Annotated in this window: 25 protein-coding genes, 1 tRNA gene and 1 other annotated feature; of the genes, 21 read left to right on the top strand and 5 right to left on the bottom strand. The window is 47.0% G+C overall.

Annotation, left to right across the window (positions count from 1 at the left end):
- Nucleotides 1–11: 11 nt before the first annotated feature.
- Nucleotides 12–1010, bottom strand: a complete 999-nt coding sequence (locus RF007C_RS02090) for a hypothetical protein (RefSeq protein WP_037296798.1) — start codon at nt 1008–1010, stop codon at nt 12–14.
- Nucleotides 1011–1014: 4 nt separating this feature from the next.
- Nucleotides 1015–1257 carry a hypothetical protein gene (locus tag RF007C_RS02085; protein ID WP_037296797.1) on the bottom strand — a complete coding sequence of 81 codons (243 nt, stop codon included), beginning with the start codon at nt 1255–1257 and terminating at the stop codon, nt 1015–1017.
- A 206-nt stretch (nt 1258–1463) separates the two neighbouring features.
- Between RF007C_RS02085 and RF007C_RS02080 the strand changes: the two genes are divergently transcribed.
- The 14 genes from RF007C_RS02080 (at nt 1464) to RF007C_RS02015 (ending at nt 14102) form a co-directional block, all read left to right on the top strand.
- The gene (locus RF007C_RS02080; protein ID WP_019679294.1) at nt 1464–2279 is read left to right on the top strand and encodes an amidohydrolase family protein; all 816 of its coding nucleotides are present in this window, start codon (nt 1464–1466) and stop codon (nt 2277–2279) included.
- 23 nt (nt 2280–2302) lie between these two features.
- Nucleotides 2303–2716 (top strand): peptide deformylase, encoded by a 414-nt coding sequence (locus RF007C_RS02075; RefSeq protein WP_019679295.1) that lies wholly within the window; start codon nt 2303–2305, stop codon nt 2714–2716.
- Between the two features lie 101 nt (nt 2717–2817).
- Nucleotides 2818–3074 (top strand) — a binding site (T-box leader).
- Nucleotides 3075–3137: 63 nt separating this feature from the next.
- Nucleotides 3138–4604 carry an anthranilate synthase component I gene (gene trpE / locus RF007C_RS02070; protein ID WP_019679297.1) on the top strand — a complete coding sequence of 489 codons (1467 nt, stop codon included), beginning with the start codon at nt 3138–3140 and terminating at the stop codon, nt 4602–4604.
- Nucleotides 4601–5167, top strand: a complete 567-nt coding sequence (locus RF007C_RS02065) for an anthranilate synthase component II (RefSeq protein ID WP_037296796.1) — start codon at nt 4601–4603, stop codon at nt 5165–5167. The genes trpE and RF007C_RS02065 overlap by 4 nt, the downstream gene beginning before the upstream one ends.
- 12 nt (nt 5168–5179) lie before the next feature.
- Nucleotides 5180–5851: an SAM-dependent methyltransferase gene (locus RF007C_RS02060; protein WP_082316663.1), complete on the top strand. Its 672-nt coding sequence runs from the start codon at nt 5180–5182 to the stop codon at nt 5849–5851.
- A gap of 4 nt (nt 5852–5855) precedes the next feature.
- Nucleotides 5856–6149 carry a chorismate mutase gene (locus tag RF007C_RS02055; RefSeq protein WP_037296794.1) on the top strand — a complete coding sequence of 98 codons (294 nt, stop codon included), beginning with the start codon at nt 5856–5858 and terminating at the stop codon, nt 6147–6149.
- Nucleotides 6146–6928, top strand: coding sequence for a class I SAM-dependent methyltransferase (locus tag RF007C_RS02050; RefSeq protein ID WP_037296792.1), 783 nt, complete (start codon nt 6146–6148; stop codon nt 6926–6928). The genes RF007C_RS02055 and RF007C_RS02050 overlap by 4 nt, the downstream gene beginning before the upstream one ends.
- A gap of 24 nt (nt 6929–6952) precedes the next feature.
- Entirely contained in the window at nt 6953–8143 is a 1191-nt protein-coding gene (gene trpB, locus RF007C_RS02045; RefSeq protein WP_037296791.1) for a tryptophan synthase subunit beta, read from the top strand.
- Nucleotides 8136–8912, top strand: a complete 777-nt coding sequence (gene trpA, locus RF007C_RS02040) for a tryptophan synthase subunit alpha (protein ID WP_037296789.1) — start codon at nt 8136–8138, stop codon at nt 8910–8912. Before trpB ends, trpA begins: the two co-directional genes overlap by 8 nt.
- Nucleotides 8913–9000: 88 nt before the next feature.
- Nucleotides 9001–10020, top strand: a complete 1020-nt coding sequence (gene trpD / locus RF007C_RS02035; RefSeq protein WP_037296787.1) for an anthranilate phosphoribosyltransferase — start codon at nt 9001–9003, stop codon at nt 10018–10020.
- 8 nt (nt 10021–10028) lie between these two features.
- Complete coding sequence (gene trpC / locus RF007C_RS02030; protein ID WP_037296786.1) at nt 10029–10805, top strand: indole-3-glycerol phosphate synthase TrpC; 777 nt, start codon at nt 10029–10031, stop codon at nt 10803–10805.
- A gap of 1 nt (nt 10806) precedes the next feature.
- The gene (locus tag RF007C_RS02025) at nt 10807–11415 is read left to right on the top strand and encodes a phosphoribosylanthranilate isomerase (RefSeq protein WP_037296784.1); all 609 of its coding nucleotides are present in this window, start codon (nt 10807–10809) and stop codon (nt 11413–11415) included.
- Between the two features lie 148 nt (nt 11416–11563).
- On the top strand, nt 11564–12901 hold the full coding sequence (locus RF007C_RS02020; protein WP_037296782.1) for an aspartate kinase: 1338 nt from the start codon (nt 11564–11566) through the stop codon (nt 12899–12901).
- 52 nt (nt 12902–12953) lie between these two features.
- A complete protein-coding gene (locus RF007C_RS02015) occupies nt 12954–14102 on the top strand; it encodes a hypothetical protein (RefSeq protein WP_037296781.1) in 1149 nt (382 codons plus the stop codon).
- Between the two features lie 328 nt (nt 14103–14430).
- Here RF007C_RS02015 and RF007C_RS02010 read toward each other — a convergent pair whose 3' ends face one another.
- A complete protein-coding gene (locus RF007C_RS02010; RefSeq protein WP_037296780.1) occupies nt 14431–15465 on the bottom strand; it encodes a 3-deoxy-7-phosphoheptulonate synthase in 1035 nt (344 codons plus the stop codon).
- 52 nt (nt 15466–15517) lie between these two features.
- On the bottom strand, nt 15518–16615 hold the full coding sequence (aroC, locus tag RF007C_RS02005; RefSeq protein WP_037296774.1) for a chorismate synthase: 1098 nt from the start codon (nt 16613–16615) through the stop codon (nt 15518–15520).
- A 243-nt stretch (nt 16616–16858) separates the two neighbouring features.
- Between aroC and glgB the strand changes: the two genes are divergently transcribed.
- The 5 genes from glgB (at nt 16859) to RF007C_RS01980 (ending at nt 21424) form a co-directional block, all read left to right on the top strand.
- Nucleotides 16859–18661: a 1,4-alpha-glucan branching protein GlgB gene (gene glgB, locus RF007C_RS02000; protein WP_037296771.1), complete on the top strand. Its 1803-nt coding sequence runs from the start codon at nt 16859–16861 to the stop codon at nt 18659–18661.
- A gap of 89 nt (nt 18662–18750) precedes the next feature.
- Nucleotides 18751–18839, top strand: a tRNA-Ser gene (locus RF007C_RS01995).
- Nucleotides 18840–19174: 335 nt separating this feature from the next.
- The gene (locus RF007C_RS01990) at nt 19175–19645 is read left to right on the top strand and encodes a metal-dependent transcriptional regulator (protein WP_051456478.1); all 471 of its coding nucleotides are present in this window, start codon (nt 19175–19177) and stop codon (nt 19643–19645) included.
- Nucleotides 19646–19781: 136 nt separating this feature from the next.
- Complete coding sequence (locus tag RF007C_RS01985; RefSeq protein WP_037297041.1) at nt 19782–20579, top strand: class I SAM-dependent methyltransferase; 798 nt, start codon at nt 19782–19784, stop codon at nt 20577–20579.
- Nucleotides 20580–20644: 65 nt separating this feature from the next.
- Entirely contained in the window at nt 20645–21424 is a 780-nt protein-coding gene (locus tag RF007C_RS01980; RefSeq protein WP_037296769.1) for a ZIP family metal transporter, read from the top strand.
- Nucleotides 21425–21490: 66 nt separating this feature from the next.
- On the opposite strand, the gene eno is transcribed toward RF007C_RS01980, so the two are convergent.
- Nucleotides 21491–22789, bottom strand: a complete 1299-nt coding sequence (eno, locus tag RF007C_RS01975) for a phosphopyruvate hydratase (protein WP_037296767.1) — start codon at nt 22787–22789, stop codon at nt 21491–21493.
- Between the two features lie 412 nt (nt 22790–23201).
- Here eno and RF007C_RS01970 point away from each other — a divergent pair, with 412 nt between their 5' ends.
- Both RF007C_RS01970 and RF007C_RS01965 read left to right on the top strand, forming a co-directional pair.
- On the top strand, nt 23202–23954 hold the full coding sequence (locus RF007C_RS01970) for a helix-turn-helix domain-containing protein (protein WP_152537129.1): 753 nt from the start codon (nt 23202–23204) through the stop codon (nt 23952–23954).
- 105 nt (nt 23955–24059) lie between these two features.
- The gene (locus RF007C_RS01965) at nt 24060–24356 is read left to right on the top strand and encodes a DUF6110 family protein (protein WP_037296762.1); all 297 of its coding nucleotides are present in this window, start codon (nt 24060–24062) and stop codon (nt 24354–24356) included.
- Nucleotides 24357–24468 lie beyond the last annotated feature (112 nt).

The raw sequence follows: 24468 nt of genomic DNA, 5'->3' as shown, positions 1-24468 counted from the left end.
CGGCAGGACGTTTATACTGTATATTTTATATACATCTCGGAGGGCCTTACGGGACTGTCTGCGTCTATTGTGTTTATCCCGCTGAATGTGGGGATGTTTATTCCCGAATCAGTCAGGCTGGCTGTATCGTTTTCACCCAGCGGGCTCCCGTTAAGATCAATGTATACCACAGCAGAATTGCTGCCGCTGCGTACAGTTACGGGCAGTGAGAGCTTGTAGGGCTCCCAGCAGGTAACTCCCGAAAACTGTATGTAGTAATCCCAGTTCGTGAAGGGCTGAGCTTCCACGGAGGCGTCCACTATCATATAACGCATACTCATGAGAGAGGAGTATATCTTGGTGAAAAGTCCAACGTTCGTATTGCTGTTTACCGTGAAGATAACTTCTTTGTGATAGTAGGCTCCCGGCTGGACAAAGTCTGCCATTGCATCGGGCAGATCAACTATTACGGTGCCGTTTTCGGCTATGAGCTTTAACAGCGGGCCTTCGTTCAGTACGGAATTATAGAAGGTCACGTAATACTCGCCCAGTTCCTTGTTGAAGCCCTCTATTATTAGCTTATAGCGCCCCGCGGGCAGAGAGGCGAACCATTGGCAGTTGGCATATGCGGCAGGACGGGCGTCCGTAGCTGCGTAGTTTTCGGTATAGCCCGGATCAGCCATGGTCCACTGATTATAGTCTACGGCGGGTTTTCCCTGACCGCCGGGGATTGAGGGGCCGAAGACGTAGGGATATGTGATGTAGCCTTCGTTGTAGCAGTTGCTTATGCGTCCTGTAGGGATCTCGGACTGGTTAAGGTAGTTGAGGCCGTGGCTGCCTACTCCTCCTGCGGCGCCTCTGATACGCCAGTCGATGAGAGGAGAGCCCGCAGAGCGCAGCCGCAGGGGAGGTACCCCCGTAAGCTCGCGCTCCCTTGGTGTCTTGTTCCCGCTCAGGTGCTTTCCCGCCTGAAGAGTGTACAGATCATCGGCTTTACCGAGCTTGCCTGCTTTGAACATATCATACAGCATAGGCTCAGTCCTCCGCAGAGGGATCATATACCTCACCTGTGTCCTGGTCTACCCATTTTCCGTCGCTTCTGAAGCCGTAGACTGCTCCCGTAGAGATAACCCAGGCAATGGAGCCCTGTGAAAGTGTCCTTCCTGCCATAGCGTTTGCAGCGGGAAGGTCGTTTTTTGCGTCTGCTGCAAGCTCCGCTGTAACTACGGATCTGTCATTGTCAAAGCAGCAGAATTTTTCCTTTAAGATCGTGATCATTATTTGTTCCTCCTTTTAAGAACGAAAATAGTTTTTTTGAAAGCGCTTTCATAAGTAGTCTGAAACAGGCACTTTTTCAATGGAAAACCATTGAATTTCAGAGAAATATTTTTCTTTTAACTATAGCAAATGCTTTTATTCCCGTTTGACAAACAAATAATTATGGAGTATAATATTTTTTGAATTTGTTTTTAGGAGATGTTTGAATGAATCCCGAGGTATATGAAAAATATGAGATAATCGACGCTCATTCCCATATTTTTCCGGATAAGATCGCCGATACGGCAACTGACAGCATAGGGCATTTTTACGATATGCCAATGAATAACCGCGGCTTCAGCGAGAAGCTCATCGAGGCAGGAAGCAGGATAGGCGTTAAAAAGTACCTCGTCTGCTCAACTGCCACAAGTCCCCGTCAGACAAACAACATAAATCATTTTATTGCTCAGGAATGTGAGAAACACAAGTGCTTCTACGGCTTCGGAACTACTCATGCCGATTCCGAGGATCTTGAAGCGGATATAGAGCAGATCATATCCCTCGGACTTCACGGAGTAAAGCTCCATCCCGATTTCCAGAAATTCAATGCGGATTCTCCCGAGGCTTTCAGGATCTACGAGCTCATGGAGGGAAGACTGCCCCTTCTCATACACTGCGGCGATGCAAGATACGATTATTCCGCTCCCTTCCGTATAAAGAGCATACATGACAATTTCCCGAAGCTTCAGATACTTGCTGCTCATCTGGGCGGCTATCAGCAGTGGGACGAGGCGGAAAAGACACTTGCAGGCCTTGAGAACGTGAGATTTGACGTCAGCAGTTCACTGGCATTCATCACTCCCGAAAGAGCAGCTGCACTTGTACGGAAGTACGGTATCGAAAACTGCTTCTTCGGTTCGGATTTCCCCATGTGGAGCCATGAGGACGAGCTCATGCGCTTCCTGAAGCTGGGCTTCACCGAGAAGGAAAACCAGATGATACTTGCAGACAACTTCAAGGCGTTCCTTGGACTTGAAGTCTGATTTTCAGTGAAAGACTGATCGCTGTGATAAAAGATATAGTAAGAGACGAAGCCGTACTCAGTATAAAATCCGAGCCCGCAACAAGGGCGGATATGCAGACGGTAAGAGACCTCCTCGATACGGTGGAGGCAAACTCCGAGCGCTGTGTGGGCATGGCTGCAAATATGATCGGAGTGCACAAGACCATACTTGTGGCTCTGATAGGCGACGAATATGTCGCTATGATAAACCCTGTGATAGTTGACAGGTCCAAGGAGACCTACGAGACAGAGGAAGGCTGCCTTTCTCTGAGCGGAGTACGCAGCGTGACCAGGTATAAGACTATTGCAGTGGAGTATCTCGATAAGAAGTTCAAGCGCCGCAGAGGCATATTCCGCGATTATGAGGCGGAGATAATTCAGCATGAGATAGATCATTTCAGCGGCATTATCATATGAGTTAACGTCCCCGCAGAGCTTGCGGGGGCATTATTTATGTTAAAAATAAAAAATTTATTTGCCTGCTTGACAAGCAGGTTATATAGTGCTATAATTTAAAAAACAAACCGTTGAAGCGGAGATAAAGCTAATTATGCTTGTACAGAGAGCCCATGGTGCTGAGAATGGGGCAAAAAACAGGTTAGCAAATGGACCGCTGAGGGTGCAGTCAAATGAACGGTATGCCTATGAAGCTGTTCAGAGTATTCTGCGACGTTAGGATGTGCGTTAATCATCAGGGGTATGATAGTATCCTGCAAAGTGCACGGCTGAGCCGTGAATCAAGGTGGTACCGCGGATAAGTATATTCGTCCTTGACAGATCAAACAGGTCTGTCAGGGACTTTTTTATTTCCCCGTACAGACTGCGGAGGTGCTTTTTTATGAATTTTATGCCTGAACTGAGCAAGGTCAGAGAGATAGCTGCGAGCGGGAAGTACGATATTCTTCCTGTCAGCTGCGAGATACTCTCGGACGTATGTACTCCCATCGAAGCTATAACTGCTCTGAAAAACGTCTCGAATCACTGCTATATGCTCGAGTCGGTGGCAGAGAAGGAAAAATGGGGAAGATATACCTTCCTCGGCTTCGATCCGAAATTGCAGATAACCGCTGTGGGAGATCAGCTCACAATTGGAGATGTGAAAATGACATCAGATGATCCGTCAGTACAGATAAGACAGATACTTTCAAAATACAGAAGCCCGAAATTCGATTACCTTCCGCCCTTTACGGGGGGGCTGGCAGGATATTTCTCCTATGATTTCCTTGCCTACTCCGAAAAAACTCTCAGGACAGATGTCAGTGACACCGAGAACTTCAAGGACGTCGACCTCATGCTCTTCGATAAGGTCATAGCCTTTGACAACTTCCGTCAGAAGCTGATACTCATAGCCAATATGAGGCTGGACGAGGGCGAGGCAGGGTACAACAAGGCAAAGCTGGAAATAAAGCATATGGCTGAGCTCCTTCGCAGCGGAGAGCGCAGGAAAGAGCCTGCGGGACATCTTACCACCGAGGTAACGGCACTTTTCAGCAAGGAACAGTACTGTGATATGGTCGAAAAAGCCAAGAATCATATCCGCGAGGGAGATATTTTCCAGATTGTTCTCTCAAACCGCCTCAGCGCAGGCTTTGAAGGCAGTCTCCTCAATACTTACAGGATACTGAGGACAATAAATCCTTCTCCGTATATGTTCTACTTCTCGGGAACCGACGTGGAGATAGCGGGTGCTTCTCCCGAGACGCTGGTCAAGCTGGAGGACGGTGTGCTCCATACCTTCCCGCTGGCAGGCACCCGTCCGAGAGGAAAGACCGAAAAGGAGGACAAGGAGCTGGAGGAGGGACTTCTCCGCGATGAAAAAGAGCTTGCAGAGCATAATATGCTGGTCGATCTCGGCAGGAACGATCTGGGCAGGATAAGCAAGTTCGGTTCGGTGCAGGTGGAAAAGCTCCACAGCATAGAGCGCTATTCCCACGTTATGCACATAGGCTCAACTGTACGCGGTGAGATACGTGACGAGTTCGACGGTCTTGACGCTGTAAGCGCAGTGCTTCCTGCCGGCACTCTGTCGGGAGCTCCCAAGATACGCGCCTGTCAGCTCATAGCGGAGCTTGAGAACAACAAGCGCGGCATCTACGGCGGCGCTATCGGATATATCGACTTTACTGGAAATCTCGATACCTGTATCGCCATACGCATAGCCTATAAGAAAAACGGCAAGGTCTTCGTAAGGAGCGGTGCGGGAATAGTTGCGGATTCGGTACCAGAAAAGGAATATCAGGAGTGCATAAACAAGGCTGCAGCTGTTGTTAATGCGCTGAAAATGGCAGAGGAGGCAGACGAATGATACTTCTCATAGATAATTACGACAGCTTTTCATATAATCTGTATCAGCTCATCGGTGAGATATGTCCCGATATAAAGGTGATACGCAATGATGAGATGACAGTGGAGGAGATAGAAAAACTCGCTCCCGACAGGATAATCCTCTCACCCGGCCCGGGACGCCCCGAGGATGCAGGTATCATAATCGAGGCTGCCAAGACAGTGTGCCGGAAGATACCTACACTGGGAGTATGTCTCGGCCATCAGGCTATTTGCGCAGCCTACGGAGCAACGGTCACCTACGCAAAGGAGCTCATGCACGGCAAGCAGTCAGTGATAAGCTTCGTGAAGGACAGTCCGCTGTTCAGGGGAATAGACGAGAATTCTCCCGTGGCAAGATACCATTCTCTGGCAGCCGATGCAGATACTCTTCCCGATTGCCTTGAAGTTACCGCGCTTGCCGACGACGGCGAGGTAATGGCTGTACAGCATAAGGAATACCCCATATACGGCGTGCAGTTCCATCCCGAGTCCATAATGACTCCAGACGGAAGGACAATGCTGAAGAACTTCATAGACCTTTAAGAGTCAATGGGGATGAAGCTTGAAAAGGTAGTGCCGTGGGGCAGGAATATCAACGAATACAGAGCGATGTTTATGCTGAGCGATGACGATATGAAAAAGAGGATAGCAGGCTTCGGCGACGGACCTGCAAGCTTTAATCGTCAGGCTTCCGCGGCAGGCTCGGAGGTTATGTCCTTTGACCCTGTATACGGCTTCTCGGCACAGGAGCTGAGAGCGCGTATCAGCGAAGTAAGGGATATAATTATTGCTCAGATGAGGGAAAACTCAGAAAACTACGTCTGGGATAAGATAAAAAGCGTTGAAGAGCTTGAAAAGATACGCATGTCGGCTATGGAAATGTTCCTTGAGGACTTTGAGCAGGGTAAGCGCGAGGGCAGATATGTCTGCCATGAGCTTCCCGAAAGGCTTCCCTGTGAGGATATGAGCTTTGATATAGGGCTAAGCTCCCATTTCCTGCTCATGTATGATTCTCTCGGGTATGATTTCCACATTGCCGCTATAAGTGAAATGCTGAGGGTGTGCAGAGAGGTGAGGATATTCCCTCTGTGTGACCTTGACAGCAAGGCTACCAAGCTTACGGAAAAAGTGATCGGGTATTTCAGCCGTGACTTCAGGACGGAGATACTGAAAACAGATTATCTGTTCCAGAAAGGTGCGGATAAGATGCTGAGAATTCGGAGGTGACACGATGAAATGTACATCTCTTGAAGAGGTAAGAGCAAATATCGACAGGATAGACGACGACATAATAAAGCTTATGGCTGAACGTACTGAATATGTCCGACAGGCGGCTGAGTTCAAAAAGGACGAGAGCGGCGTAAAAGCTCCCGACCGGGTAAAGGCTGTTCTTGAAAGAGTCGGTGAAAAAGCTCGGAAGTACGGAGCACCGTCCGATATTGCAGTTACTGTTTACAAATATATGATAGAGGGCTTTATCAGTCTGGAAATGGATAAATTCAACTCAGGAGGTCGCAAGCCATGAGTTACCTTGAAGATTTTTACAAAGCCTACGATGAGGACAGAAGGCTTCTCTCACAGTCGGGACAGGTTGAGTACCTCACCACCATGAAGTATATCAATGAATGCATCGCGGAACACAGTCAGCCCAAGATACTCGAAATAGGCGCAGGTACTGGACGCTACAGCGTGACTCTTGCGAAAGAGGGGCACAGTGTTACAGCAGTTGAGTTGGTTGAGCACAACCTTGAAAAGCTGAGAGCCAAGCTTGACGGCACTGAGAAGATCAAAGCCATACAGGGAAATGCTCTTGATCTGTCAGAGCTTGCTGATAACTGCTTTGATATCACACTTGTGCTTGGACCTATGTATCATTTGTATATCCGCGAGGATATGCTGAGAGCACTGTCCGAAGCGGTGAGAGTCACAAAAAATGGCGGTCACATACTGGTCGCCTACTGTATGAACGAAGCCGCGGTCATACAGCACGCTTTTCTTCACGGAAATCTGCAAAAGGTACTGGATAACGATATGCTCACTCCCGAATGGCACTGCAAAAGCGAGCCCAAGGAGCTCTTTCAGCTGGTGCGGACAGAGGATATAGACTCGCTTAATTCCGAGCTGCCTGTTGAAAGGACAAAACTCATAGTTGCCGACGGAGCGGCGAACTACATCAGTGAATGTATCGACGCTATGGACAGCTTTACATTTGAAAAATTCATGGAGTACCATTTCTCCATATGCGAGAGACAGGACTTGATCGGTGCTTCAAATCATACGCTGGATATTCTGCGTAAACTATAAATATAAATTGAAAGGAAAGATATCATGTCACAGTCAAAAGGACGATTCGGCGTTCACGGCGGTCAGTATATCCCCGAAACGCTTATGAATGCGGTCATAGAGCTTGAACAGGCTTACGACCACTATAAAAACGATCCCGAGTTCAACCGCGAGCTCACAGAGCTCCTCAACAACTACGCAGGCAGACCTTCGCTGCTCTACCGCGCAGATAAGCTCACAAGGGAGCTGGGCGGCGCTAAAATATACTTAAAGCGTGAGGATCTGAACCACACAGGTTCACACAAGATAAACAATGTTCTCGGTCAGGCTCTCCTTGCAAAGAAAATGGGCAAGAAAAGACTTATCGCAGAGACGGGCGCAGGTCAGCACGGAGTTGCTACCGCTACTGCTGCGGCTCTCCTTGATATGGAGTGCGTGGTCTTCATGGGCGAGGAGGACACAAAGCGTCAGGCACTCAACGTTTACCGCATGAAGCTTCTGGGCGCTGATGTTATCCCCGTAAAAAGCGGTACAGCTACTCTGAAGGACGCTGTTTCTGAGGCTATGCGCGAGTGGACTTCACGTATCGAAGATACACATTACTGTCTCGGTTCTGTTATGGGACCGCACCCCTTCCCGACTATCGTCCGCGATTTTCAGGCTGTTATCTCCCGTGAGGCAAGAGCTCAGATACTTGAGGCAGAGGGCAGACTTCCGGACGCTGTTATCGCCTGCGTCGGCGGCGGTTCAAACGCTATCGGAAGCTTCTATCACTTCATCCCCGACGAGGGAGTTCGTCTTATTGGCTGTGAGGCAGCAGGCAGAGGTATCGATACATTCGAGACAGCAGCTACCGTAAACACAGGAAGAATAGGTATCTTCCATGGCATGAAGTCCTACTTCTGCCAGGACGAGTACGGTCAGATAGCTCCTGTATATTCCATTTCGGCAGGTCTTGACTATCCCGGAGTAGGTCCCGAGCACGCTAATCTCCACGATACCGGCAGAGCTGAGTATGTGCCGATCACAGATGACGAGGCTGTAAACGCTTTCGAGTATCTTTCACGCACAGAGGGCATTATCCCTGCTATCGAGTCGGCTCACGCTATTGCTTACGCTATGAAGCTTGCTCCTACAATGGATAAGGATAAGATAATAATCGTTACGGTATCGGGACGCGGCGACAAGGACTGCGCTGCTATCGCCCGCTACAGAGGGGAGGATATATATGAGTAATATCAGAGCTGCTTTTGAGAACGGCAAGGCTTTCATACCGTTCATTACCTGCGGTGATCCTGACCTCGAGACTACTGCAAAGGTGGTTCGTGCGGCTGCGGAAAACGGCGCGGACCTTATCGAGCTGGGCATACCTTTCTCCGATCCCACAGCGGAAGGCCCTGTTATACAGGGCGCTAATATCCGCGCTCTCGCAGGCGGAGTGACTACCGACAAGGTATTCGAGCTGGTAAAGGAGCTCCGCAAGGACGTTAAGATCCCCTTTGTGTTCATGACATACGCAAATGTGGTATATTCCTACGACGCCGAGCGCTTTATGGCACGTTGCTGCGAGACGGGAGTTGACGGTATAATCCTTCCCGATCTTCCCTTTGAGGAAAAGGAGGAGTTCGCTGCTGTTGCAAAGCAGTACGGAGTTGATCTTATATCACTGATAGCTCCCACATCGGAGAACCGTATAGCTATGATAGCAAAAGAAGCAGAGGGCTTCATATATATCGTTTCAAGTCTCGGAGTTACGGGCGTAAGAAGTGAGATCACCACCAATATAGGCGATATAGTAAAGGTGGTACGCGATAATACCAATGTGCCCTGCGCAGTGGGCTTCGGTATCTCAAAGCCGGAGCAGGCTCAGGCTTTGGCAGCTCTGTCCGACGGAGCTATTGTTGGTTCGGCTATTATACGCATACTTGAAAAATACGGTAAGGACGCAGCGCCTTATGTAGGCGAATATGTAAAAGAAATGAAAGAAGCAGTATCCAAAGCATAATATTGCTGCGCAAGATTATGCTTTGAGCCGTTAGCTTGTAGGGGCGGCGTACCCTACAAATATAAATTTATAACAGGAGGTTATTATTATGATTAAAGAAGCAATTGCAAAGATAGTTGATAAGCAGGACCTCACATACGATGAGGCGTACAAGGTAATATCGGAAATCATGGCCGGCGAGACAACTTCTACTCAGAACGCAGCTTTTCTGTCCGCTCTTTCCACCAAGAGCACAAAGGCAGAGACTATCGATGAAATAACAGGCTGCGCAGCTGCTATGCGTGACGCGGCTTTAAAGTTCGAGCACAATATGGATCTCCTTGAGATCGTCGGTACAGGCGGTGATAACGCTCACAGCTTCAATATTTCCACAACTTCGGCTTTCGTTATTGCAGCCTCGGGCATCAAGGTATCAAAGCACGGCAACCGCGCTGCTTCCTCTCTGTCGGGAACTGCCGACTGCCTCGAAGCTCTCGGCGCAAATATCAATCTCGACCCTGACAAGTGCAGAGAGCTCCTTGAGAGCACAGGCTTCTGCTTCTTCTTTGCGCAGAAGTACCACACTTCCATGAAATATGTAGGTCCTATCCGTAAGGAGCTTGGCTTCCGCACAGTTTTCAATATCCTGGGACCTCTTACAAATCCTGCTTGTCCAAACCATCACCTTCTGGGCGTTTATGACAGTGTTCTGCTTGAGCCTGTTGCGGAAGTTCTCATGAAGCTCGGCTCAAAGAACGGTATGGTAGTTTTCGGAAAGGATAAGCTGGACGAGATCTCTCTGAGTGCTCCTACGGCTGTATGCGAGTACAAGAACGGCTGGATGAAGAACTATGAGATAACTCCCGAGCAGTTTGGTTTTGAGCGCTGCACCAAGGACGACCTCAAGGGCGGTACTCCAGAGGAGAACGCTGCTATCACAAGAGGTATCCTCGACGGCAGCATAAAGGGACATAAGCGCAATGCTGTTCTCCTCAATGCAGGTGCGGCTATATATATCGGCGGCAAGGCAGAGACTATGGCTGAGGGTGTTAAGAAGGCTGCCGAGCTCATCAACAGCGGCGTTGCTCTGGCTGCCATGGATAAGTTCATTGCAGAGTCACAGAACTGAGGTGGAGCATGACTATTCTCGATAAGCTTGCCGACTATGCCCGTGAGCGTGTGGCGGAAGCAAAAAAGAAGCTCACTCTCGAAGAAGTGAAGCGCCGTGCTCTGGAGCTTCCAAAGGGTGATTTTGAGTTTGAAAAGGCGCTGAAAAAGGACGACATCGCCTTTATATGTGAGTGCAAGAAGGCTTCGCCCTCAAAGGGCATTATCGCTGAGAACTTCCCGTACTTACAGATAGCAAGAGACTACGAGGCGGCAGGTGCGGACTGCATTTCCGTCCTCACCGAGCCGAAATGGTTTCTCGGAAGCGACGAGTATCTCCGCGAGATAGCTTCAGCTGTCAGCATACCGTGTATACGCAAGGACTTCACTGTTGACGAGTATATGATATACGAGGCAAAGCTCCTCGGCGCAAAGGCTGTTCTGCTGATTTGCTCGATACTTTCTGAGGAGCAGATAAGAGAATACATCGGCATATGCGATGAGCTGGGACTCTCGGCTCTCGTGGAAGCTCACGACGAAGCGGAGCTTCGGGCGGCTGTTGCCGCAGGTGCGCGCATTATAGGCGTGAATAACCGCAATCTCAAGGACTTTTCCGTTGATACAGGCAACAGCCGCCGCCTGCGGGAGCTTGCTCCCGCAGATGTGAGCTTCGTATCCGAAAGCGGCGTTCAGTCCGCAGAGGATATAAGGCTTCTCCGTGAGGCCGGTGTGAATGCTGTGCTTATCGGTGAGACTCTCATGCGCGCAGCAGATAAAAAGGCTAAGCTTGCCGAGCTGAAAGGATAATATGACTAAAATAAAAATGTGTGGACTTCGCCGCGAAGCGGATATAGAGTACGCAAATGCAGTGAAGCCCGATTATATCGGTTACGTTTTTGCCCCCAAAAGCAGGCGTTACATCTCTCCCGAAAAAGCGGCGGAGCTCACAAAAAAGCTGGATAATGACATTATCCCCGTGGGAGTTTTTGTGGATGAGACCATTGAAAATGTCATTGCTGCCGTAAGAGGTGGTGCTGTAAAAATGGTGCAGCTCCACGGCAGCGAGAGCGAGGACTACACAGCGGAGCTTCAGAGAATGGGGATACCTGTGATAAGGGCTTTTCAGGTGAGGTCGGAGGTGGATATAAAAGCTGCCTTCAGCTCCTGCGCCGATCATATCCTGCTGGATTCGGGGCAGGGAAGCGGTCTTACCTTTGACTGGTCGGTCATAGGCGAGGCAGGCCGCCCTTACTTCCTTGCAGGCGGCATCACTGCCGAAAATGCGGCGGAAGCAGTAAAAAGGCTGCGGCCGTTTGCTGTGGATGCAAGCTCTTGCCTTGAGACCGACGGTTTCAAGGACCTGAGCAAAATGAAAGCCTTTGCCCTTGCGGTAAGAGGCTGCGGGGACAGTTTATAAACTGTCCGCCACTGGCGTACAAGCGTATTCACCAAAAATACAGTTTATAAAGTCCCTAATTTTGGCTTTCTGTCAATTGATTTTAACGCAAAAAAGGCATATAATAGTTATTGCTATAAAATTATCAATGTTAAAAGGATGATATATTATGAGTAATAAAGTCGTTAAATTCGGCGGAAGCTCCCTTGCCGACGCCAATCAGTTCAGAAAGGTCGCTTCTATCATCAAGAGCGATGACAAGCGCAGATACGTTGTGCCGTCAGCTCCCGGAAAACGCTTTTCAGACGATATAAAGATCACGGATATGCTTTACAAGTGCTGCGAGCTTGCAGGCAGCGGCATGGATTTCTCAAAGGATTTCCAGATCATAAAGGATCGTTATAACGGCATTATTTCCGAGCTGGGCATAGATATGTCACTGGAGTATGAATTCGACGCCATCGTTAAGGAGCTGAAGGCTCGTCCCGCAAAGGATTTCGCTGCCAGCCGCGGTGAATACCTCAACGGCAAAGTGCTGGCAAATTATCTCGGCTTCAATTTCGTTGACGCCGCAGATGTGATCGTTTTCGATACAAACGGAGTTCTCCTCCTCGATGAGACTGTAAAGGCTGTACGCGCAAAGCTCGGCAATCTTGAAAATGCTGTTATTCCTGGCTTCTACGGAAGAACAACAGAGGGCTTTATCAAGACCTTCTCCAGAGGCGGTTCCGATGTTACGGGCTCTATCATTGCAAATGCTGTAAAAGCCGACATATACGAGAACTGGACAGACGTTTCGGGCTTCCTCGTTGCTGATCCGAGAATAGTTGAGGATCCCGACGTTATCGAGGTCATTACTTACCGTGAGCTCCGCGAGCTTGCTTACATGGGTGCTTCCGTACTCCACGAGGATGCTATCTTCCCTGTACGTTCGGCAGGCATACCGATCAATATCAGAAATACCAATGCTCCTCAGGATGCAGGTACAATGATCGTAGGCGATGACTACGACTTCAGCAGAGAGAGCCTCAGCCATACTATAACAGGTATCGCAGGCAAGAAGGGCTTCAGCACTATCAATATCGAAAAGGCTATGATGAACAATGAGGCAGGCTTCGGCATGAAGGTTCTGAAGGTACTCTACGACAACGGCCTTTCCTTTGAGCATATGCCTTCGGGCATCGATACCATGAGTATCACCCTCAGCACTGAGAAGCTCAATCCTGTACGCGACAAGGTACTGGCAGATCTCCGCAGAGCAGTTAATCCCGACCACCTCGAGATCGAGGACGGTATCGCTATCCTTGCTGTAGTAGGACGCCGTATGAAGAATACAAGAGGTACTGTTGCACGTATCTTTGCTTCTATGGCTCATGCACGCATCAATGTCAAGATGATAGACCAGGGTTCAAGCGAGCTCAACGTTATCATCGGAGTAAGCGAGAACGATCTTCCCGAGGCTATCCGCAGGATATACGATATGTTCATCAATTCCGAAAAACAGTGAATTAAGGGCGGCGCAAGCCGCCTTTATTTAATATGCATTGCAGGAGGATACAATGAAATACAGAAGTATAGTCATCGCAGCGGCGGTCATGCGATGCTGTATGATATTTGTCGGCTGTAGCTATCAGCATCATGGCTCCACAGCTGAAAGCACTGTATCAAATGAGCTCATAGTGCAGAAAATAAACGATTACATGAATGATAAATACGGCTTTACTCCCGAATTCAGAAGCATTTATCCGAAAAAGGAAGTGGGTGGTGCTGAGAGCAGAATATACACGGCGAACTGCATATATATGCTCAGGGAATTCAGCGTAAATGCAGATTTCTCTGATCCCGATAACGTATACTGTTCCGATACTTATCAGTCGGATGAGATAAGTTCGGATATGGAAAAATGGTTTTCGGAACAGTGCCCAGAGAATAAAAACGTCAGATTTATAAATTCAGTCGGGGATATGTTTTATAAGTATTTTCACGATTACTATGACAAGACAAACCTTTTTGACTTTCTCAAAGGTCAGTACTACACGGTATATGTTCTTTATACAGGTCATGACGTGTCAGACGAAGCACAGTATAAATTCCTTGATGAGCTGACAAGAAATGACATAGGATACAGATGTATGTTTATTTCCTGCTACACCGACAATGACGTTGAGAAGCTGAAGGAGAGAGAATTCCTTAACGAGTATGACGGAGTGAAGTTTGCTCCGTATATTGAGGAGTATTATTTTGTGACTGCAAATAACGGCGCGGAAAAGAATGCGGAATACTACAGAATGAACATACAGGAGGCAAATGGCTTCCTATATTCGGTAATGGACGATGATTTTCTGAAATGCGGCAAGACAGCGGAGATCAATTTCGAAAGAACTGAGGAGCTTAATGAGCTGCCGGGTGCTGCCAGTCCCTGCTGGCATCTGACAGGGCCTCCTGCGAATCTGCGTATATATGTGCCGATGGATCTGATAGAGCTCCAGAGAGATGCCAACGCCGCTGCGGATATTCTTCCCCTTGAAAGGAAGGTCTGCGGTGTATTCCGGGAAAAGGGAAAGGCTGTCCGCAAAGCAGTGGGCGTCTATGCCGTGGGAGACTATATATGCTTTGATCTGAACAGCCGCAGCGGTGAAAAAAATGATACCGATGTAGTGATGGGTGTATTCGACGACAGGTTATATGAGAGAATAACGGATTTTTAACAAAAATAGTATAATAATTATAATTTTTAGTGATATTATGGCAGATTAATGATATTTTCAGCGCCGAAAACCGCATTTTTTGAACAGCTTTTTTCATTGTTAGCAATATACAGCTTGCAATGCAAAATTGCCGATAATATAATTTAGGTAGGAGGGAATTGGGCGGAAACGTAATGGAGGCGTTTCCCGTATTACCTTGTTTTATGAGGGATCTGCACTCCCACATAATAAAAAGAATTTGTTGTAAGGGACAAATCAGAAAAAGCTGTACCATGAGGTACAGCTTTTTTTCTGCTTATTGCAGCGGACACATGATCCGCCTTTTTTATTATAACTGGTCTGCTATCTCAAGTACCAGTCTCTCGGTCTTTTCCCAGCCAAGGCAGGGATCTGTTATGGATTTGCCGTAGATATTTTCGCCTATCTTCTGTGCACCGTCAACAAGGTAGCTCTCTATCATAAGTCCCTTTACGAGCTTCTTTATGTCGACGCTGTGACGCATACTGTGCAGTATCTCCTTGGATATGCGTATCTGTTCCTCGTACTGCTTTCCCGAGTTGGCGTGATTGGTGTCCACGATGAGAGCGGGATTTTTCAGTTCTTTTTCCGCATATATCTTGGCGAGATTGTTGAGATCCTCGAAATGATAGTTGGGGAATGACTGTCCTCTGTCGTTGACGTAGCCGCGGAGTATGGCGTGAGCATAGGGATTACCGTCACTTCTTACCTCACAGCCTCTGTATATGAAGGCGTGATGGTGCTGGGCAGCGGTAATAGAATTCATCATTACGGATATATCACCGCTGGTGGGATTTTTCATACCTACGGGTATGTCAACTCCGCTCGATACCAGACGGTGCTGCTGATTTTCTACCGAGCGGGCTCCGATAGCAATATACGAAAGCAGGTCGTCAAGATAGCTGTAATTTTCAGGATAGAGCATCTCATCGGCAGAGCTGAAGCCTGTTTCCGAAAGGACTCTCATGTGGAGATGTCTTACAGCGATGATACCGCTTTTAAGATCGGGCATTGCAGTGGGATCGGGCTGATGGAGCATACCCTTATAGCCGTCACCGGTAGTTCTCGGCTTACCTGTGTAGATACGGGGGATCATCAGTATCCTGTCACTGACCTTTTCCTGAAGTTCGCGCAGTCTGGTTATATAGTCGAGGACACTGTCCTCATTGTCTGCGGAGCAGGGGCCGATGACAAGCAGGAACTTATCCGATTCGCCTCTGAAGATCTTTTTTATCTCTTCGTCGCGTTCAGCCTTGACGGCTGAGAGTTCCTGTGAAAGAGGGTGAGCAGCCTTGAGATCGGAAGGGTGGGGAAGCTCACGGATTATATTGAGTGCCATATTCATATTCCTTTCGGTTGCGTGCAGGTATCGGACGTATTCTTATGCCTGACACTGCTTATTTTTCTTCTGCCAGCCAGTCTGTGCCGAAGCGCATAGCCAGCTGATCGCAAAGTACAAGTGCTGTGATACTGTCTATAACCACTCTTGCGCGGTGTACGATAGCGGGATCGTGACGACCCTTTATCTGAAGTGTGGTATTTTTCATGCTGTTTATATCTATTGTCGGCTGTTCCTTATATATTGAAGGAGTGGGTTTAACGGCAGTTCTGAACAGCAGTGGGAGCCCTGTGGAGATACCGCCCAGTATGCCGCCGTTGTTATTGGTGGCTGCGGTGATACTGCCGTCCTCTGAACGGAAGCAGTCGTTGCACTGGCTTCCCAGCATATCGGCAGCAGCAAAGCCTGCGCCGAATTCAAGTCCCTTTATGGCGGGAATACCGAAAACGGCATGGGCAAGAACGCTTTCCAACGAGTCGAACCACGGCTCTCCCACGCCTGCGGGAAGGCCTGTGACTATAGTTTCCAGTCTGCCGCCTACGCTGTCGCCGTTTTCCTTTGCAGCAGTTATAGCGGCCTTCATGGCCTCTGCCTTATCGTTGTCGAGAACTGCGAAATCCGTATTATTGAGCTTTTCTGCGTCTTCGGCTATATTATTGAAGCTGCGGTCGAATACTCCGCCGCAGGAAAGGATATGCGTAGCTATGGTTATTCCCTTGCTGCGAAGGGCGCTTATCGCAACAGCTCCCGCTGCTACGACACCTGCTGTTATCCTGCCCGAGAAGTGACCGCCGCCGCGGAAATCCTGATAGCCGTGGTACTTCATCTGCGCCGAGAAATCAGCGTGTCCCGGGCGTGCCTTGTAGGCGAGCTCGCCGTAATCCTTGCTTCTTGTATCCTGATTTTCAATAATAAAGGTCAGGGGAGTACCTGTTGTTCTGCCGTTCCATACTCCGCTGACTATCCTTACCTCGTCTGCTTCGCGGCGGGCTGTGGAAAGGGCGTTCACTGACTGGCGGAGCTTCATCTGATGTGCGATGAATTCCTCATCTACGGGGATACCCGGGGCGATACCGTCAAGAACGGCACCTATGGCTGTACCGTGGCTCTCTCCGAACACTGTTACGGAAACGCTTGAACCAAAGGTGTTTTTCATATTTTCATCTCCTTTTTGACCTGAAAAGTCCCGAATTGCTGTGAAAAATACAGCTGCGGGATACTATTAAATTATATCACTTCGGCAGTTGGATGTCAACACAAAAATTTAACGATTTGCAGACGCAAAGCGCTAAAGTAAATGGCTATTTTGTATAGCTTCCCACTGGGCTTTTTGTTAAATTCTACAAGATTGACTTTAACGGTATATCGTGATATAATCAAGGAAAGACGAGGTGAGCATATGGACATAATGAATTACTGCAAGGGCGATGAGTTTGAAGCGTATGATTACCTGGGAGCTCATGTTGGCAAAAACGGGACAGTGTTCCGTACCTATGCTCCCAATGCTTCCAAGGTGTCGGTGATAGGTGACTTCAGTCAATGGAAGGAGCTTTCCATGGAGCCCGTCGGCGACGGCAGGTTCTTTGAACTCAGGGTAAAAAGCGCTGAAGAGGGTATGCGCTATAAATACCGTATCTACGACAGTAAAGGGAGCTTTATCGACCATTGCGATCCCTACGGATTCGGAATGGAGGTTCGTCCCGGAACCTGTTCTGTCATTAGAAGCATAAAGGATTACAGCTTCGGCGATGATGAATGGCTGGAATTCCGTTCTGACTGCCGTGATAAGCCGATGAATATCTATGAGGTACACCTTGGCTCATGGAAAAGGCGCTCCGATGAGGACTCGGAGGGCTGGTTCAGCTATGGGGAGATCGCCGACGAGCTTATCGGCTATGTGCGCGAATACGGTTATAATTATATCGAGCTGATGCCCCTCGGCGAGCACCCCTGTGATGAGTCATGGGGCTATCAGTGTACGGGTTTCTTTGCTCCCACATCGCGGTACGGTACTCCTGCGGAGCTTATGGAGCTGGTGGATAAGTGTCACAAAAACGGTATAGGCGTTATTATGGACTTCGTTCCCGTTCACTTTGCCGTGGATCACTATGCACTCACTGAATATGACGGTACGAAGCTCTATGAGTACCCTTATGACGATATCGGATATAACGAGTGGGGAAGCCGCAATTTCGACCACGGAAAGGGCGAGGTCCGCTCTTTTATACAGTCCGCAGCCGATTACTGGCTGAGCGTATATCATTTCGACGGACTGCGCATGGACGCTGTAAGAAATATGATCTACTGGAACGGTGATGAGCACCGCGGGGAAAACAGGACTGCCATAGATTTTCTCAGATCCATGAACTGCGGACTAAAGGCGCGTCACCCTTCGGCTGTTATCGCCGCAGAGGACTCCTCGGCTTATCCGAAGGTCACGGCGCCTGTCTTTGACGGAGGTCTTGGCTTTGATTATAAATGGGATCTGGGCTGGATGCATGATACTCTGGATTATTTCCGGAGCGCTCCCATGTACCGTTCGAGAGACTATCACAAGCTGACATTTTCTATGCTCTACTTCTATAATGAGAAGTTTATACTGCCTCTTTCCCATGACGAGGTCGTTCATGGTAAGGCCACCATTGCGCAGAAGATGAACGGTCAGTATAATGCGAAGTTCCCGCAGGCAAGAGCGCTTTATATGTATATGATCGTTCATCCGGGAAAGAAGCTGAACTTCATGGGCAATGAGATAGCTCAGCTGAGAGAATGGGACGAAAAGCGTCAGCAGGACTGGGATATGCTGAAATATCCGCTGCACAATTCCTTCCGCGAGTACATAAAAGAGCTCAACTATATTTACCTGAAGCACAAGGCGCTGTGGTATGACTACGATCCGACCAATTTTGAGTGGTCTGACTGCAATTCTGTTGACCGCTGCGTTTATGCTGTACGCAGAAAGGCAGCAGAGGGTGATATATTAGCTGTTTTCAACTTCTCGGATTGGTTCCAGTCAGGCTATTCCGTTACAGTTGGAGAAAAATATGATGCGGAGCTGCTTCTCGATTCGGACGATCAGCTTTACAGCGGCACGACTCCTCACGGAAAGACTGCTTTTTCGTCTTACGGAGGCAGGCTGACTATGGATATACCGCCGTTCAGCGGAAGAATGTTTCTGCTGAAGTTAAAAAAGGAGCAGTAAGAACTGCTCCTTTTTGGTTATATTATTAATTTTTTGTAAGGCTATTGATTTTGTTGTTCGGGTGTGATATAATATTATAGTGATTTTATGCAGTGGTATCGAAGTGGTCATAACGGACGTGACTCGAAATCACGATGCCCCTTGAGGGACGTGGGTTCGAATCCCACCCACTGCGCCAAAATGGTGAATCAATTTAGATCCTACCAGAAAAACTCCCGATTTTACGGGAGTTTTTTGTTTCAAGAGAGAAAAATTTTCAAGCGATTTTAAAACTGATTTTGCTGGTTTCTCCCAGAAACCATACAAAGAATTCTTCTCGTCCGCACCAAAGGAAGCACAGGAAGCGCTTGACTAAAGCTGCTCATTATCGAATAGCTTCTTGTGATACATATTGACAAAGGAATAATAATGTGGTATAATTCATAAAAAATAAGTTATTATACACTAACAATAATGTTAGTTTACAATTGTCTATTTATCAGAGTAAGATTTCTTGATTAGGGAGGCAGCTTGATGCTCGGAAAAGAAAAAACAGAAAATTATCTCAGAACTATTTTGAAAATTCAGGAAACGTGTGGCAGTGCAAGAGGTATAGATATTGTGGGGGAGCTTGGTGTTTCAAAACCGACAGTTAGTATTGCCGTACATGAGCATGAAAAAGAAGGATATATCGAGTGTATCAATAACTACAATATTATTCTGACAGGAAAAGGTATAGGGCTGGCTAAAAAAAAGGAAGATATTATTTTTTTCCTTCTGATGCTTCGCTATCTGGGAGTCGGAGAAGAAAATGCTAAGAACGATGCTTGTAAAATGGAGCACAGTATGGGTGATGAGTCGTATAAAGCACTTTTGGATTTCTTTCTTAATAATCACCCTGAGATAGTATCACAAGAGAATAGCGGACTAAAGGAATTTTTTTTGGCAGATAGTTTGTCTATACTAACTGCATCTAGGGATAAATATGACAACATCAGAATTTAAAGATGCAGTGAAGATCAGCGGTAAAAAATCATCGTATAACGACAGGAAGCTTCCTGTTCTCGCGCAGAATAAAGAAGATAGACATGGCAGAAATGCTGAAAGGCATGGAATAAAAAATATAAAAGGAGTATTTATAATGGAATTAAAATTAGGTGATGTACAGACTACGGCACTTATCCCCCTTGCAGTCAAGGCGAATGAGACACTTCGGAAAAATGCCCGCATCAAAGATGGTAAGGCTGTCGAGATAATCAGAACGCTGAACATAGATACAGCGCAGTATGATAAATTCATGTCCCACGAGGGCGTTATTGCAAGAACAATAATGCTTGATCGTCAGCTAAAGGACATCATTAAAAGAAATCCCGATACAGTTATTGTGAATGTCGGTGCAGGCTTTGACGACCGCTTTTCAAGAATGGACAACGGAAAGATACTTTGGTTCGATCTTGATCTGCCCGATGCGATATCCGCAAGAAAGAAGGCGTTTCCGGAGCGTGACCGTGTGACCATGATCGCAGGCAGTGCTTTGGAGGATGACTGGTGTGAACAGGTGAGAAAATCTCTCGAAGGCAGGAAATCAAAGCCTGTATTTATTGCTGAGGGACTGTTCATGTACCTGACGATTGAGCAGATACGCACGTTTCTGGAAGTGCTGAAAAACAACTTTCCTGACGGCGGCATTCTTATTGCGGAGCAGAACTGCAAGATGATGCAGAAGAACGAAAAGCATCACGATACCGTGAAAAATACCAATGCACACTTCATGTCAGGTACGGAGTCGGGACAGGAAATTGCTGATCTTGTGGACGGTTTTCAGCTTGTGGAAGAACACAGCTTCAATGAAGAAATGAAGAAGTACAGTATCCGTGCGAAGATATTTGCACTGCTGCTTCCCAAGATGAACGATCGCTGGGCGACTTTCAGTTGGTAATTTTATTCTGAGATCGTCATTTTGCCGCTTACAATTATAAAGGATTCGCGGAAAGGTAGTTTATTATGCAGGAAGTAATAACAGGATTGCTGCTACCGTTTCTTGGTACAGTGGCAGGTTCAGCTTGCGTATTCTTTATGAAGCGCAATCTGAGCAGAGGAATACAGCGTATGCTGACGGGATTTGCTGCAGGTGTCATGACAGCAGCTTCTATATGGAGTCTTATCATACCTGCAATTGATATGTCAGAAGATAAAGGAAAGCTTGCCTTTTTGCCTGCGGTCATCGGTTTCTGGTGCGGTATACTGTTTTTGCTCCTTCTCGATACACTGATACCGCATCTGCATATGAATGCAGAAAAAGCAGAGGGTGTTCGGTCAAGGCTGGCAAGAACCACAATGATGGTACTTGCGGTCACGCTCCATAATATCCCCGAAGGAATGGCTGTAGGCATTGTTTATGCAGGCTTTATGTCGGGATCATCTGATATGACAGCAGGAGGAGCGTTTGCGCTGGCTCTTGGAATTGCAATACAGAATTTTCCTGAAGGAGCTATCATTTCCATGCCGCTTCATGCAGAGGGAAAAAGCAAGGTCAAAGCATTTGCGGACGGCGTACTTTCAGGTATAGTCGAACCGATAGGTGCAGCGCTTACGATACTATTTGCAGGACTGTTTCTGCCTGCAATGCCGTATTTATTGAGTTTTGCCGCAGGTGCTATGATCTATGTTGTAGTGGAGGAGCTTATACCGGAAATGTCAGAGGGCGAACATTCAAACATTGGAGTTATCATGTTTTCAGTTGGATTTACGCTGATGATGATACTTGATGTTGCTCTTGGATAAATATAAAAACTCGCCTGTACTGAAAAGAGCAGGCGAGTTTTATTATGGAAGGAAGGTTCATGGAGATTACTTTTTAACGTTGAAAGCTCCCATACCGGGATAGCAGGCAGCAGCACCAAGCTGCTCCTCGATGCGGAGAAGCTGATTGTATTTTGCCACACGCTCCGAACGTGAGGGCGCACCTGTTTTGATCTGGCAGGTGTTAAGTGCGACTGCAAGATCGGCGATAGTTGTATCTGCCGTTTCACCTGAACGATGAGAAGAAATTGCTGTATATCCTGCCTTGTGAGCCATTTTTATAGCTTCGAGTGTCTCGGAAACTGAGCCTATCTGATTGAGCTTGATGAGGATAGAATTTCCTGCGCCGAGAGAGATGCCCTTTGCAAGGCGCTCAGTATTTGTAACGAAAAGATCGTCGCCTACAAGCTGTACCTTATGACCGATCTTAGCTGTCATTCTCTGCCAGCCTTCCCAGTCCTCTTCGTCGAGACCGTCCTCAATAGATATGATCGGGTACTTGTCAACAAGTGCTTCCCAATGGGCGATAAGCTCGTCGGAAGTGAATTCCTTGCCGGACTTTGGCTGCTTGTAGAAGCCCTTGCCTTTTTCGCTCTTCCACTCCGATGAGGCAGCGTCCATAGCTATCATAAAATCCTTTCCGGGCTCAAAACCTGCTGCTTTAACAGCTTCAAGTATCTTCTCGATAGCTTCTTCATCACTTGTGAGCTTGTTTGGCGCAAAGCCGCCTTCGTCGCCTACAGCTGTAACGTCTCCCATATCTTTGAGCAGCTTTTTAAGAACATGGAATACCTCTGCACACCAGCGAAGTGCTTCCTTGAATGTGGGAGCTCCGACAGGCATTATCATGAATTCCTGAGTATCAACCGCACTGTCAGCATGAGCGCCGCCGTTGAGGATATTCATCATAGGCACGGGGAGCTTGGTTCCCTGTATACCGCCGAGGAAACGGTAAAGCGGAATATCAAGTGAAGCGGAAGCTGCTCTTGCACAGGCGATAGAAACAGCGAGTATCGCGTTTGCACCGAGCTTAGACTTGTCCTTTGTTCCGTCAGCCTTTATCATAGCTGCGTCTACAGCATAAATATCGGAAGCGTCCATACCTGTGATAGTCTCGGCAATGACAGTGTTGATGTTAGTGACTGCCTTTGTTACGCCCTTTCCGAGGTAACGTTCGCCGCCGTCACGAAGCTCGAGTGCTTCAAATTCGCCTGTTGATGCACCGCTTGGAGCTGTTCCTCTTGCAACTGTACCGTCAGCGAGGGTTATCTCAGCTTCAACGGTAGGATTTCCGCGGGAGTCCAGTATCTCACGTCCAACGACCTTTTCAATTTCCAAATAGTCCATAGTTTTCTCCTGTTATAATATATTTAATGTGACTGCTCACATTATTGACGCTGCAGGCTCTTTTATGCGGGACATTTAAACCTTATCTTTTTTGACCCTGAAAGGAGCCTGCTATAATGATTTATTCCGTTAGAATCAACTAACAGTTAGATTATATCATCGCCTGAAGTAAAAGTCAATTAGTGTATATAATATTTGTATGCACTAACAAAAATACTATTATTATTAATGTTTGATATATATAACAATACAAAAATCTGTTTTTATCGTTGACACCCGAGTTTTGAAGTGATAATATTTATATTGTTATAAAACACTAACTGACGGCGGTGATTATGTGGCGGAATATCAGCTGTTCCCCGATATTAAACTTATAGTCGGAGATATTTATCATACTTCATGTGATAATACTATGGAAATAAGCTATTGCATAAAAGGCGTCTGTGAATATCGGCTTAACGATGAATACTATTATGTCATGGATAAAAAGTATTTTATTTGTATGCATGACGATACACAAAAATATCTGATGTCATGTTCGGCAGATCAACGTGGGATAACTCTGCTTATCGATTTACGATGCAATAGTGAGGCTGTTGCAGAGTTTATTGATATTCCCGATATATTCAGAAATATACAATACTGTGAACAGCATATATTCGATGCTGATGAAAAAATACAGAAACTTTTTTCTGAGATATACTATAAATCTGATGAGTACAAAATTTCTATGCTTAGAATAAAACTACTTGAACTGTTTATGCTTTTAAGTGAACAGAAAAGAGCTTTTACGGAACAGCAGAAAGTGATAAAACAGGTGGGGGCTTTTATTTGTCAGAATGTATCTGAGCATTTTACTATAGCACAGCTTTCTGAAATTTTCGGTATAAATCAGACTGCGCTGAAAAGCGGGTTTAAAGAGGTTCTTGGATGTCCTGTTTATACCTATGTGAAGAACAGGAAAATGTTCTGCGCGGCTGAGCTTATGTGCGGTACTGATATGCGTATAATCGATATTGCAGAGGAAGTAGGATACTGCAATGCAAGCAAATTTTCAAGTGCATTCCGTGAAGTTATGGGAGTCAATCCCAAGTATTACCAAACGGAGCATAAAAATGCATCGAGTCTGACAAATCGCTTGATACACGAAAAATTGGCGTATTAGTATCATATATCAACTCATGACTATTCAGAGCGGAAAGCATTTGCTGTATATGTTATCATAAATATAAAGAAAGCAAATCTTCCGACTTATTACTGAGGTGATCTTATGAAATTCAATGATATCCCATGGAAAAAATTAGGCCTGTTTGCAGGCGGAGTTCTTTTCGGTACAGCAGGTATACGTGTGCTTTCAAGCAAGGACGCAAAGAAGTGCTACACTCATGCAACTGCTGCTGTGCTTCGCGCAAAGGATAATGTTATGGAAACAGTAACGACTGTTCGTGAAAACTGTGATGATATCCTTTCTGATGCAAAAGATATAAATGAACAGAGAGCTGCTGTGGAAGAAGCTGCCGTTATCGCAGACGAGAGTGAAGAGATAGCTGATACAAGCGCAGAATAAACCCAAACAGACCGATAAGTTGGCTTCTGTTGGCAAAAAGCGGGTTACCGAGTCTAAAACTATGGGCTCGGTAATTTTATGCCACTAGCCGCCAGAGGGGGCTCCTCTCCGG

Origin of the sequence: Ruminococcus flavefaciens 007c, assembly GCF_000571935.1 — a bacterium.
Lineage (GTDB): Bacteria > Bacillota > Clostridia > Oscillospirales > Ruminococcaceae > Ruminococcus > Ruminococcus flavefaciens_F.
This window is presented reverse-complemented; position numbering and strand designations above follow the sequence as displayed.